Genomic DNA, 12,082 nt, shown 5'->3' with positions numbered 1-12,082 from the left:
ACTCCGCGCCTTTCCGATCGAGGGGCCCGTCCGATGGCCAATTCCCACCCCGCCGGCCCAGGCGGCTGTCCGCCCGTCGCCATTATCATGGGCAGCCGCTCCGACTGGCCGACGATGCGGCTGGCGGCCGAGCAGCTCGACGCGCTCGGCGTGGCCTGGGAGGCCAAGGTGGTGTCAGCCCATCGCACGCCCCAGCGGCTCTACGATTTCGCCACCACCGCCCGGGCCAAGGGCTATCAGGTGATCATCGCCGGCGCCGGGGGCGCAGCCCATCTGCCCGGCATGACGGCGTCCATGACCGAACTGCCGGTGCTGGGCGTGCCGGTGGAGTCCAAAGCGCTGAAAGGCATGGATTCCCTGCTGTCCATCGTCCAGATGCCCGGCGGCATTCCGGTGGCCACCCTGGCCATCGGCGAGGCGGGCGCCAAGAACGCCGGCATCCTGGCCGCGCGCATCCTGGCGCTCGGCGACCCTGAATTGGCCGCCCGGCTGACCGCCTTCGCCCAGAATCTGGCCGAGGCCGTGGCCGAGACGGTGGAAGACTGATGGAGCCGGGCTTTCCCCTCGCGCCGGGCGCGACCATCGGCATTCTGGGCGGCGGGCAGTTGGGGCGGATGCTGGCGCTCGCCGCCGCCCGCCTGGGCTTCGACGTGGTCATCCTGACGCCGGAGCTGGACGCCCCGGCCAGCCGCGTGGCGCGGGAGACCCTGATCGCCCCCTTCGATGATCCCGAGGCGCTGGCCCGCCTGGCCGAGCTCTGCGACGTCATCACCTATGAGTTCGAAAACGTGCCCGCCGCCGCCGTCGAGCGGCTGAAGGCCCTGGGCGCGCCCGTGGCCCCCAACGACGAGACCCTGGCCGTGGCCCAGGACCGGGTGGCCGAAAAGACCTTCTTGAACGCCGCTGGCGTCCGCACCGTGGCCTTCGCCCAGGTCGACAGCGCGCAGGCCGCGACTGAGGCCGCCGCCGAGATCGGCGTCCCATCCCTGATGAAGACCCGCCGCGAGGGCTATGACGGCAAGGGCCAGAAGTGGGTCGAGCATGTGGCCAACGCGGCTGTCGTCTTCGAGGCCCTGGGTGGCGTGCCCTGCATTCTCGAGGCCCCGGCCGACTTCGTGCGCGAACTGTCGGTGATCGCCGCGCGCGGCCGCGACGGGGAACTGGCCATCTATCCCCTGGGCGAGAACCACCACGAGGACGGCATCCTGAGGCGCACCGTGGCGCCGGCCCCGGCTGGGCCGGAGCTTTCAGCCCAGGCCGAGCGGATCGCCGCCCAGATCCTCACCCGCCTGGACTATGTGGGCGTCATCGGCATCGAGCTGTTCGAAATGGCCGACGGCCGGTTGCTGGCCAATGAGATCGCGCCTCGGGTCCACAATACCGGCCACTGGACCCAGGACGGCTGCGAGGTCTGTCAGTTCGAGCAGCACATCCGCGCCGTGGCTGGCTGGCCGCTCGGCCCCACGCAGGCCCGCGCCCATGTGGAGATGATCAATCTCCTGGGCGAAGAGGCTGAGGCCTGGCTGAAGCTGGCCAGCGAGGCTGAGACGCGCCTGCACCTCTACGGCAAGCGCCAGGCCAAGCCCGGCCGCAAGATGGGCCACATCAACCGTCTCTCTGCGCTTTAGGCGGGGCGACCGCCCTCGGCCTTCGAGGCCCTTCGGGCGCCTCAGGATGAGGACGGAATGAGACGCTTCATCCCGCAACCCCCGCCCTCATCCTGAGGTGCGAGCGAAAGCGAGCCTCGAAGGACGCACCGCGCCTCAGCCGTAACGCATGCGCCCCAGGGTCTCGGCGAGGCCCTTCAGGGCCAGCGACGGGCGGATCTTGGTGGTCGCCTTCCACTTTTCGAAGCTCATCACATTGGCGATGCGGGCGTCGACGAAGGCCATGGAGGCCTCGCGGCCGGAGTGCAGCCGCAGCGCCAGGGCGGCCGAAAGAATGCCCGACAGGATGGCGCGCTTGGAATAGTGGTTCTCGTCGGTGGCGGTGTCGCCGGCCCAGCGCCACAGATGGTCGGCGCTGTCCCAGAGCAGGCGGCCGCCCAGGGCGAGGTTCTGCGGCAGGGCCAGGAAACCGCTCCAGCGACGGACGGCGGCCTCATCCTGGGCGGCGGCGTCCAGGCGCGCCTCGACCGCCAGGCGGATGCGCTCGCGGATCTTCAGGCTCGCAGGATCGGTCGCGGCCAGGACGGCGAGCGCCCGGCGGTCGTGGCGGCGGGCGAGCAGGGCGGCCAGATCGGCGGCGCCATTGGGCAGCAGGAGCTCGGTTTCGCCCGCCGACAGGCCCACATCGGCGCCGGCCCGGATCGCCAGGCGCCGCGTCCAGCCCTCGTGGGCCACATGGGCCAGGGCGGCGTCCAGCACCCTGTCCTCGGTCTCACGGGCCCAGGCGTCAGGGTCGGGGGCGGAGTCGGGGGCGGCTTGCGTCATGGCCGCATTCTAACCATGGCGAATGCCGTCGTCTTCCGTGGACATAGGCCAAGCCTTCTGCTATTTCGCCGCCCTCGGCTCCGGAGCGGTCGCTTTCGGGGCTATTTCGTATTTTTGTTTCACCGCCACCGCCACGTGCGCCGGGTGGCGCAACGGCAGGCAGGCAGGAGAGAGTCCCCTGGTTCAGATTTTCGTCCGCGACAACAATGTCGACCAGGCCCTCAAGGCCTTGAAGAAAAAAATGCAGCGCGAAGGCTCGTTCCGCGAGATGAAGCGCCACGTGCATTACGAGAAGCCCTCGGAAAAGCGCGCCCGCCAGAAGGCCGAGGCCGTGCGCCGCGCCCGCAAGCTGGCCCGCAAGCGCGCCCAGCGCGAGGGCCTGATCGCGGCCCCCAAGCCGCGCGCCCGCTAGGACGCCGTACGGGTCGGCCCTGCGTCGGCCCCGCACGTCAGGACGAGACAAGATAAGGCCGCGCAGCCTGCCTGCGCGGCCTTTGTCGTTTGGGCCCCCCGATCCTGGCCCACGATCCTGGCCGCCGCGCCCAGACCTTGCCGTCTAGGGCCAAGCTTCCGCCCGCGGCCACCTGTCGCCCTGGCCCGACCCTTGCTGGTGAATCCGCTCAGGCCATCCTATCTTAGTGTGAACCTGAGTTTTCCCGAGACGGATCAAGAAGCACATGAACATGCGAAACATGGCGATCTGGGGCGTTATCGTCGTCGTCCTGATTGGCCTCTACAGCATGATGAGCGGCGGCGGTCAGGCCGCCAACGCCCGCGAGATCACCTATTCCCAGCTGCTCGACCGTATCAATTCCGGTCAGGTGGCCTCGGCGGTGATCCGTGGCTCGACCGTCGAGGTCCGTGACAGCCAGGGCGAGGCCTTCACCGCCGTCACCCCCAACAACCAGGACGACCTGGTCACCCGGCTGGAGGCGCAGAACGCCGACATCTCGGTCAAGCCGGCCGGCGGCTTCACCCTGGTGGGCTTCCTGCTGCAGAGCCTGCCCATCCTGCTGCTGATCGGCGTGTGGATCTTCTTCATGCGCCAGATGCAGGGCGGCGCCCGCGGGGCCATGGGCTTTGGCAAGTCCAAGGCCAAGATGATGACCGAGAACAAGAACCGCGTGACCTTCGACGACGTGGCCGGCGTCGACGAGGCCAAGGAAGAGCTGACCGAGATCGTCGACTTCCTGAAGGACCCGCAGAAGTTCCAGCGCCTGGGCGGCAAGATCCCCAAGGGCGCCCTGATGGTCGGCCCTCCGGGCACCGGCAAGACCTTGCTCGGCCGCGCCGTCGCGGGCGAGGCCGGCGTGCCATTCTTCTACATCTCGGGTTCGGACTTCGTGGAGATGTTCGTCGGCGTCGGCGCCAGCCGCGTGCGCGACATGTTCGAACAGGCCAAGAAGAACGCGCCCTGCATCATCTTCATCGACGAGATCGACGCCGTCGGCCGCCATCGTGGCGCGGGCCTGGGCGGCGGCAATGACGAACGCGAGCAGACCCTGAACCAGCTGCTGGTGGAGATGGACGGCTTCGATCCGTCCGAAGCCATCATCGTCATCGCCTCGACCAACCGTCCCGACGTGCTGGACCCGGCCCTGCTGCGTCCGGGCCGGTTCGACCGCCAGGTGGTGGTGTCGAACCCCGACATCGGCGGGCGCGAACGCATCCTGCGCGTGCACATGAAGAACGTGCCCCTGGCCGCCGACGTCGACGTCAAGACCGTGGCCCGCGGCACGCCGGGCTTCTCCGGCGCCGACCTGGCCAATCTGGTCAATGAGGCCGCTCTGATGGCCGCGCGCAAGAACCGCCGCATGGTCACCCAGCGTGACTTCGAGGACGCCAAGGACCGGGTCATGATGGGCGCCGAGCGCAAGTCCATGGCCATGACCGACGACGAAAAGCGCCTGACCGCCTATCACGAAGGCGGCCACGCCCTGCTGGCCCTGAACGTCCCGGCCACCGATCCGGTGCACAAGGCCACGATCATTCCCCGCGGGCGTGCGCTCGGCATGGTCATGCAGCTGCCCGAGCGGGATCAGCTGTCGATGTCCTACGAGCAGATGACCTCGCGCCTGGTCATCCTGATGGGCGGCCGCATGGCCGAGGAGCTGATCTTCGGCAAGGACAAGATCACCTCCGGCGCCTCGTCCGATATCGACCAGGCCACCCGCCTGGCCCGGGCCATGGTCACCAAATGGGGCTTCTCCGACAAGCTCGGCGTGGTCTCCTATGGCGAGAACCAGGACGAGGTCTTCCTCGGCCATTCGGTGTCGCGCACCCAGAACGTCTCGGAAGAGACCGCCCGGCTGATCGACCAGGAGGTCAAGGCCCTGGTCCAGAACGCCTTCGACGAGGCCCGTCGCATCCTGACGGAGAAGATCGACGAACTGCACATCCTGGCCAAGGCGCTGCTGGAATATGAGACCCTGTCCGGCGATGAGATCATCAATGTGATCAAGGGCGTCGCACCCAAGCGCGAAGAGGCCGACAGTCCCCGCGCGCTCGGCCCGGCGGTGGCCGTGCCGATCTCGCCGCGGCCGGGCCCCGAGCCAGCCTGAGATCGGCCCTGACGCCAGACGCAATCGGCGCCTGGAGCAGCCTTAACGCTGCTCCAGGTGTTTGACCGCCTCCGTCACGACCTGACGTCCCCAGCTAGTCAGGTCTGTACGCTTGAGTTTCTCAAGAGCGGCCGCGCGCGCCGAGTCGCCGAAACGGCGCCGCAGATAGGCGGCCTCATCGAGGGCTTCGCGCTGAAGGCGCTTTCGGCGCCTGAAGTACCGTATTGGGTTCATCATGTTTACGCTGCTTCGCTCCCCCAAGCGCTAACTCTCCAACCCGTACCCCTCTAAGCCCAGCTTGTGACATGAGCGTCGCGCTCGAACTGAGCACTTTAAGTATTTCTCCTTCGGCGCCGCAGCGATTGGCGCCCCCTTCCCTTGAACGGTAAGGGAATAGGCGATGGGGAAACTGCAACCTACGGGGGCGTCACTTGCCTGAAACGAGAGCAGAGCGGTCCGCCTCGCCCCGGGTCATGGGAATCCTCAATCTCACCCCCGACAGTTTTTCTGATGGCGGCCGGTTCGCCGATGAACCCGCCGCCCTCGCCCGGGCCCACAGGCTGATCGCGGACGGCGCGGACATTCTCGACATCGGCGGGGAATCCACCCGCCCCGGCGCGACCCCGGTAAGCGCCGACGACGAGATCGGCCGCATCCTGCCGCTGATCACCGCCCTGCGGTCCGTGAGCGACATCCCCCTGTCGATCGACACCATGAAGCCGCAGGTCGCCCGCGCCGCGGTGTCGGCGGGCGCCGCCATCTGGAACGACGTCGCCGCCCTGCGCTACGCACCCGAGGCCTGCGACGTGGCCGCCGAGCTCGGCTGCCAGGTGGTGTTGATGCACATGCGCGGCGATCCCCTGACCATGCAGCAGGCCCCGACCTATGACGACGTCGTCGCCGAGGTCTGCGAATTCCTGGCCGGCCGCGCCGAGGCCGCCATGAAGGCCGGGGTCGCGCGGGAGAAGATCTGGCTCGATCCCGGCATCGGCTTTGGCAAGACCCTGGACCACAACCTCGCCCTGCTGGCCCGGCTGGACGCCATCGTCGACCTCGGCTTTCCGGTTTTGCTGGGCGCCAGCCGCAAGCGGTTCATCGCCGCCCTCGATCCCGCCGCCGAGGCGCCCGACCGTCGCCTGGCCGGCTCAGTCGCCGCAGCCCTGGCCGGCGCTCAAGCCGGCGTGGCCGCCGTGCGCGTCCATGACGTGGCCGAGACGGTCCAGGCCCTGGCCGTCTGGTCGGCGATCACCGCCGCACGCTGACCTGATCTAGCCTCGCCCGATGAAGGGCATGTCGGTGGCCATCACCGTCATGAACTGGACATTGGCCTCCAGAGGCAGGCCGGCCATGAAGACCACCGCCTCGGCCACGGCGGCGACGTCCATCACCGGTTCCGGCGCCAGGCGGCCATCGGCCTGGGGCACGCCCTTGGCGATGGCGGCGGTCATCTCGGTGGCAGCGTTGCCGATATCGATCTGGCCACAGGCGATCCCATAGGCCCGGCCATCCAGGCTGGTCGATTTGGTCAGGCCGGTGACCGCATGCTTGCTGGCGGTATAGGCGACGGACCGGGGCCTGGGGGAATGGGCCGAGATCGAGCCGTTGTTGATGATCCGACCGCCCCTGGGGTCCTGCGCCTTCATCAGGCGAAAGGCGGCCCGGGTGCAGAGAAAGGCGCCGGTCAGATTGACGTCGACGGCCCGGCGCCACGCCTTCAGCGACAGGTCCTCCAGGGGAACCGGCGGCGCCCCCGTCCCGGCGTTGTTGAACAGCACGTCCAGCCGGCCGAACCGGGCCTGCACCGCGGCGAACAAGGCGTCCACCTGGTCCTCCTCAGTGACGTCGGCGGGATGAACCAGCACGTCCTGCGCCGCCAGCCCTGCGGCTGTGGCCTCCAGCGCCTCGCGTCGACGGCCCGTAAGCACGAGCCCATAGCCGGCCTCATACAGGGCGAGCGCGCAGGCCCGCCCGATTCCAGAACCGGCCCCGGTGACCAGGGCGAACTTGGCGCGTGTCGTCATGGCGCCAGCCTCGCGCGGCCGGCGTCTGTGGGCAAGCCCGTCGCACCCTCTCGTCAGGCGGCGACGGATATGGAAAAAGCGGCCATGACCTCCTCCACCGCACCGCTTGGCCGCGTCCTGATCATCGCCGGCTCCGATTCCGGCGGCGGCGCCGGCATCCAGGCCGATCTGAAGACCGTCATGGCCCTGGGCGGCTATGGCGTCACGGCCATCACCGCCGTCACGGTGCAGAACACCCTGGGCGTGACCGGCGTCCATCCGATCCCGGTGGAGATCGTGCTGGCCCAGGCCCGGGCGGTGCTGGGCGATATCGGGGCCGACGCCATCAAGACCGGGATGCTGGGCGACGCGGCCATGGTCGAGGCCGTGGCCAGCCTGCTGGACGAGGCCCCTGGCCTGCCCGCCGTCGTCGATCCCGTCATGATCGCCAAGGGCGGCGCGGCCCTCTTGCCCGCGGACGCCATCGCCGCCGTGCGCAGCCTGCTAGTCCCCCGCGCAGGTCTCCTGACCCCCAACGCCCCCGAAGCCGAGGCCCTGGCCGGCCTGGCGGTGGAGAGCCTGGACGACCAGTGGCGCGCCGGGGAGGCCCTGCTCAAGCTCGGCGCCAAGGCGGTGCTGATGAAGGGCGGACATGTGGCCGGCGACCGGGTCGTCGATCTGCTGCTCACGCCCACGGGCGAGACCGTGTTCGAGACCGATCGCCAGGACACCCGCCACACCCACGGCACCGGCTGCACCCTGGCCTCAGCCTGCGCCGCGGGCCTCGCCCAGGGCCTCGACCTCGCCACCGCCGTGGCCCAGGCCGGGGCCTATGTGCAGGAGGCCATGGCCAGTGCGCCGGGGCTCGGCCAGGGCCATGGCCCCCTGGACCACGGCTGGACCCTGCGCCGGTGAGCGGGAGCGAGGCGGACCTCGAACAGCGGCTGGCGGCCATCCTGCGGGCCGCGCCCAGCCTGATGGCGGTGATGGAGATCGCCCGGGACCTCGCCCTGCCCGACTGGATGATCTTCTCCGGCGCCATCTACCAGAAGGCCTTGAACCACCTGACGGCCCGCGATCCGGACTATGGGCTGAACGACTACGACCTGGGCTATTTCGACGCCGCCGATCTCAGCTACGGCGCCGAAGACCTCGCCATCCGGCGGGCCGCGGCGGCCTATCCCCCGCCCCTGGACGCCCTGGTGGAGGTGCGTAACCAGGCCCGCGTCCACCTGTGGTTCGAGGACCGGTTTGGCGAGCCCTACGCGCCCTTGAGCTCCAGCGCCGAGGCCCTGACCCGGTTTACCTCCACCATGTTTGCGGTCGGCGCCCGGCTGGAGCCAGACGGCGACCTTCGCATCTTCGCGCCGTTCGGCCTTTCGGACCTGTTCGCCCTGCGGCTGGTCCCCAACCCCCTGCGCCAGACCCGCGGGTTCGCCCGCACGGCGGCCGCCGCCCAGGCGCGCTGGCCTGAACTGACCATCGCCTAGGCTCGGCGAGTGGCAAGCCTTGCCTTGAAGGGGGCCGAGCGAGGGCATAACTGATCGACCCAACGCCAGCCGCGAGCCCTTCCATGCGCCAGTGGACCATCGACGCCTTCGCCACCGCCCCCTTCCGGGGAAATCCCGCCTGTGTGGTCGAGCCCTTCGACGCCTGGCCGGCGGACGACTGGATGCAGGCCCTGGCGGCGGAGAACAATCAGGCCGAGACCGCCTTCCTGCTGCGGACCTGTGACCCGGCGCGCTTTGGCCTGCGCTGGTTCACGCCGACCCTGGAAGTCCCCCTCTGCGGCCACGCCACCCTGGCCAGCGCCCACATGCTGTTCGCCGAGCTTGGCCTGGCGGCCGACGCCATCACCTTCGACACCGTCTCGGGGCTGCTCATCGTGTCGCGGGAGGCCGACGCCTACGCCATGGATTTTCCGGCAGCCCCCGTCCACCGGATCGAGACGCCCGCGGGTCTCGCCCAGGCCCTGGGCGCCGAACCGCAGGAGGTCTGGGCCGGCCCCTTCCTGGTGGCGGTTCTGAAGGACGAGGGTGAGGTGCGCAGCCTCACCCCCGATCTCGCCGCGCTGAAGGCGATTTCCAGCGCCGCCACCCAGGGGCGTGGCAATGTCGGGGTCAGCGCCCTGGCGGACTCCCCGGCCCCCTACAAGGTGGTCAGCCGCTTCTTCGCCCCGGGTTCGGGCATTCCGGAGGACCCGGCCACGGGCTCCCTGCACTGCATGCTGAGCCCGATCTTCGCCGAACGGCTCGGCCAGTCCCGCCTGGCCTTCCACCAGGCCTATCCGGGCCGGGGCGGCGACCTCGACTGCGAGCTGGCCGGGGATCGGGTGGTTCTGCGCGGCCAGGCCGTCACCGTCATCGAGAGCCGGCTGAGACTATAGCCGCACGCCGAAACGGGCCGGAGCTTTCGCGCCGGCCCGTCCGCCTTCCGAGCCGCTGGGCTCAGCGGCGATAGTCCTGGCCATAGCCCTGGCCGTAGCGACGGTCGCCATCGCGGCGCTCCACATGGATGCGGGCGCTCAAGCCATCCATCCGGCGGTCCAGATCGGCCATCTCCCAGCGGGTCAGACCGTCCTGGCGGTAGCGATACTCCAGGCGCTGGAGGTTGTTGAACTCGGCCCGAAGGCGAACGGCCTCGCTGCGGCTGATGGCGCCGTTGCGCTGACCCATATCGATCCGGCGCTCCAGAACGGCCTTGCGCTGGGCGATGGAGACCCAGGCCGGCGCGCGAGCCGGCTGGGCGCGCGGCCCGCCGTGCTGGGGACTGTTATAGGCCGGAGCGTGACCTTGGTATCCATGACCGCCGGGCGCGGCGGAGGCGGCGGTGGCCAGCCCCGCCGAAAGGGCGGCGCCGGCGGTGAGGGCGATCAGCAGGGACTTCATGTGCAAACTCCTCGTTGCAGGTCAGCCGCGAGCCGCGGCGTCGATGAGGAGAAAAGCACTGCTGCGGTGACGCCTCTCTGAGCGGGGCGTTGTCCGGCGTTCACCCGCCCCATGGGCGCGGACTGCGGCGGTCTCAGGCCACCTGATTCTGGGCTTGGGCGGCGTCCTGGCGATCCATCACCTTGCAGATCGTCTCATAGAGCTTGGCGATCTCGATGGGCTTGGCCACATGGTCGTCCATGCCGGCGGCCAGGTAGTCGGCGACCTGGTGGGCGAGCGCGTTGGCGGTCAGCGCCACGATCGGGATCCGGCCGCGGTCGGCCCCGGCCTCGAGGCGGCGGATCTCGCGGGCTGCGCCGATGCCGTCCAGCACGGGCATCTGGATGTCCATCAGGATCAGGTCGTAGTCGCCGTGGGCCCAGGCGGCGACGGCGGCCGCGCCGTCGGCGACGATCTCCACCTCCACCCCCAGGGACGCCATGACCGCAGCCAGCACCTGCTGGTTGGTGAGGTTGTCTTCGGCCGCCAGCAGGCGCAGGGGCCGGCCGGCCTCTTCCGCGGGGGACGGGGCGGTGTGGTCAGGCTGGCGCGCCTCGGCGGGCAGGGCGACCTGGCCTGGCGTCAGAGTTTCCGTGGCGGGCGCCTCGACCGGGGCATGGCCCCGGGCCAGGGGCAGGCGGACGCGGAAGACCGACCCCTCGCCCTCGCGGCTCTCGGCGGTGATCTGGCCCCCCATCATCTGGGCCAGCTCGCGACAGATGGCCAGGCCAAGGCCGGTGCCGCCGAACCGGCGGGTGGCGGTGCTGTCGGCCTGGGTGAACTTCTCGAACAGCTGCGGCAGCTTGCCCGGCGGCACCCCGACGCCGGTGTCGCAGACCTCCAGCAGCAGGCCGCCCTGCGGATCGGCGGCGAAGCGGGCCACCACGGCGCCGGTCAGCGTGAACTTGACCGCATTGGACAGCAGGTTGCCCAGGATCTGGCGAATCCGGTTGGCGTCCCCGCGCCAGGCGCCCGCAGCGTCGGGCTCGATCTCCACGGCGAAGTCCAGGCCCCGGGCCTGGGCCATCACGCCGTAGCTGGCGCGGGCGTTGGCCGCCAGGGGCTCCAGATCGAAGTCCTCCTCGACCAGGGTCAGCTTCCCCGCCTCGATCTTGGAGATGTCGAGCACATCATTGATGACGGTCAGCAGCAGGCCGCCCGACTGGCGGATCACGTCCAGCCGCCCCCGCTGCTTGGCCGGCAGGCGGTCCATGGCCATGACGTCGGCCATGGCCAGGACGCCGTTGAGGGGGGTGCGGATCTCGTGGCTCATATTGGCCAGGAACTGGGACTTCAGCACATTGGCCGCATTGGCCGCATCACGCGCCTCGACCAGCTCGTCCAGGGTGCGGTTGAGGTCGCGCTCCCGCGCGTCGAGCCGTTCCAGCAGGTGATTGAAGCTGACGGCGAGGCTGCCGAACAGGTCGTCTCGGGCCTCCAGCGCCACCGGCGTGAAGCGGCCGCTGGCCGCCACATGGCGCATGGCTTCGGACAGGTTCTGCACCGGCGCGATCACCTGGTGGGCAAGGCCCCGCGACAGGAAGAGGGCGACGCCGACGCCGCCGAAGAACAGCGCCCCGGTCAGGGCGGCGAACTGGGGCAGCATGCTGAGGAAAGGGGGCGAGCGGGCCTCGACCCGAAGCTCGCCGATGGTCCGCCCCTGCCAGATCAGGTGATGGGCGACGCTCACACCGCCAGCCGCGCCGGCGTCCCTGGAGACGAACTCCGCCAGGACGGCGCCGGTGGCGTCGGTCAGGCGAACCCGCTCGACCTGGGGCACGCGGCTCAGGGACTCCACCACCATGGCCGCCCGGGAAATATCGCCCCGCGCCACCGCGGGCGTGGCGAGGTCCGCCGTGACGTCGGCCAGGGCCGCAAAATGGCTGCGGGACTGCGCTCCAGCCACCGCCCATTGCTGCAGCATGAAGGTCGCACACGCCGCCAGCAGGACCACCACCGTCGTGACAAGCGCCACCCCGGCCACCTTCGCGTGGAAGGTCGCTTCATGACGAGCGCCGGCGGAATCGAGGGGGCGGTCCATGGGGGGAAGAGGCGGGCTCCTGGGGAGGATAACAGCCCGTCATAGGCCAATAGTCCTAACCATTCGCTTCCCCACTCGCCTGTCAGGCGAACGCAACCTGTGCGTGAACTTGTCACAGTTG

The 12,082-nt window shown here is 69.8% G+C and carries 12 protein-coding genes; 8 read left to right on the top strand and 4 right to left on the bottom strand.

What is annotated here, in order from left to right:
• The first annotated feature begins 33 nt into the window (after nucleotides 1–33).
• Complete coding sequence (purE, locus tag Q8L83_RS00915) at nucleotides 34–546, top strand: 5-(carboxyamino)imidazole ribonucleotide mutase (protein ID WP_305284230.1); 513 nt, start codon at nucleotides 34–36, stop codon at nucleotides 544–546.
• Complete coding sequence (locus tag Q8L83_RS00910; protein WP_305284229.1) at nucleotides 546–1,628, top strand: 5-(carboxyamino)imidazole ribonucleotide synthase; 1,083 nt, start codon at nucleotides 546–548, stop codon at nucleotides 1,626–1,628. The genes purE and Q8L83_RS00910 overlap by 1 nt, the downstream gene beginning before the upstream one ends.
• 135 nt (nucleotides 1,629–1,763) lie before the next feature.
• Here the strand turns inward: Q8L83_RS00910 and Q8L83_RS00905 are convergent, their stop codons facing one another.
• The gene (locus Q8L83_RS00905) at nucleotides 1,764–2,432 is read right to left on the bottom strand and encodes a COQ9 family protein (protein WP_305284228.1); all 669 of its coding nucleotides are present in this window, start codon (nucleotides 2,430–2,432) and stop codon (nucleotides 1,764–1,766) included.
• A gap of 178 nt (nucleotides 2,433–2,610) precedes the next feature.
• On the opposite strand from Q8L83_RS00905, the gene rpsU reads away from it, so the two are divergent.
• The 3 genes from rpsU (at nucleotide 2,611) to folP (ending at nucleotide 6,255) form a co-directional block, all read left to right on the top strand.
• Complete coding sequence (gene rpsU / locus Q8L83_RS00900; protein WP_300574753.1) at nucleotides 2,611–2,844, top strand: 30S ribosomal protein S21; 234 nt, start codon at nucleotides 2,611–2,613, stop codon at nucleotides 2,842–2,844.
• A 265-nt stretch (nucleotides 2,845–3,109) separates the two neighbouring features.
• A complete protein-coding gene (ftsH, locus tag Q8L83_RS00895; RefSeq protein ID WP_305284227.1) occupies nucleotides 3,110–4,993 on the top strand; it encodes an ATP-dependent zinc metalloprotease FtsH in 1,884 nt (627 codons plus the stop codon).
• 473 nt (nucleotides 4,994–5,466) lie between these two features.
• The gene (gene folP / locus Q8L83_RS00890) at nucleotides 5,467–6,255 is read left to right on the top strand and encodes a dihydropteroate synthase (protein ID WP_305284259.1); all 789 of its coding nucleotides are present in this window, start codon (nucleotides 5,467–5,469) and stop codon (nucleotides 6,253–6,255) included.
• Nucleotides 6,256–6,261: 6 nt separating this feature from the next.
• Here the strand turns inward: folP and Q8L83_RS00885 are convergent, their stop codons facing one another.
• Complete coding sequence (locus tag Q8L83_RS00885) at nucleotides 6,262–7,014, bottom strand: SDR family oxidoreductase (RefSeq protein ID WP_305284225.1); 753 nt, start codon at nucleotides 7,012–7,014, stop codon at nucleotides 6,262–6,264.
• Between the two features lie 84 nt (nucleotides 7,015–7,098).
• Between Q8L83_RS00885 and thiD the strand changes: the two genes are divergently transcribed.
• The 3 genes from thiD to Q8L83_RS00870 all read left to right on the top strand — a co-directional run bounded on the left by thiD (nucleotide 7,099) and on the right by Q8L83_RS00870 (nucleotide 9,379).
• Complete coding sequence (gene thiD, locus Q8L83_RS00880; protein WP_305284224.1) at nucleotides 7,099–7,908, top strand: bifunctional hydroxymethylpyrimidine kinase/phosphomethylpyrimidine kinase; 810 nt, start codon at nucleotides 7,099–7,101, stop codon at nucleotides 7,906–7,908.
• A 62-nt stretch (nucleotides 7,909–7,970) separates the two neighbouring features.
• Nucleotides 7,971–8,483 (top strand): nucleotidyltransferase family protein, encoded by a 513-nt coding sequence (locus Q8L83_RS00875; RefSeq protein ID WP_305284258.1) that lies wholly within the window; start codon nucleotides 7,971–7,973, stop codon nucleotides 8,481–8,483.
• Between the two features lie 83 nt (nucleotides 8,484–8,566).
• The gene (locus tag Q8L83_RS00870; protein WP_305284223.1) at nucleotides 8,567–9,379 is read left to right on the top strand and encodes a PhzF family phenazine biosynthesis protein; all 813 of its coding nucleotides are present in this window, start codon (nucleotides 8,567–8,569) and stop codon (nucleotides 9,377–9,379) included.
• Nucleotides 9,380–9,440: 61 nt separating this feature from the next.
• Here the strand turns inward: Q8L83_RS00870 and Q8L83_RS00865 are convergent, their stop codons facing one another.
• Nucleotides 9,441–9,881 (bottom strand): hypothetical protein, encoded by a 441-nt coding sequence (locus tag Q8L83_RS00865; protein WP_305284222.1) that lies wholly within the window; start codon nucleotides 9,879–9,881, stop codon nucleotides 9,441–9,443.
• A gap of 133 nt (nucleotides 9,882–10,014) precedes the next feature.
• Nucleotides 10,015–11,895, bottom strand: coding sequence for an ATP-binding protein (locus Q8L83_RS00860; protein ID WP_305284221.1), 1,881 nt, complete (start codon nucleotides 11,893–11,895; stop codon nucleotides 10,015–10,017).
• Nucleotides 11,896–12,082 lie beyond the last annotated feature (187 nt).

It is taken from the genome of Phenylobacterium sp. (assembly GCF_030680185.1).
GTDB lineage: Bacteria > Pseudomonadota > Alphaproteobacteria > Caulobacterales > Caulobacteraceae > Phenylobacterium.
The sequence above is the reverse complement of the archived record's forward strand: the minus strand, read 5'-3'. Positions and strand labels throughout refer to the sequence as shown.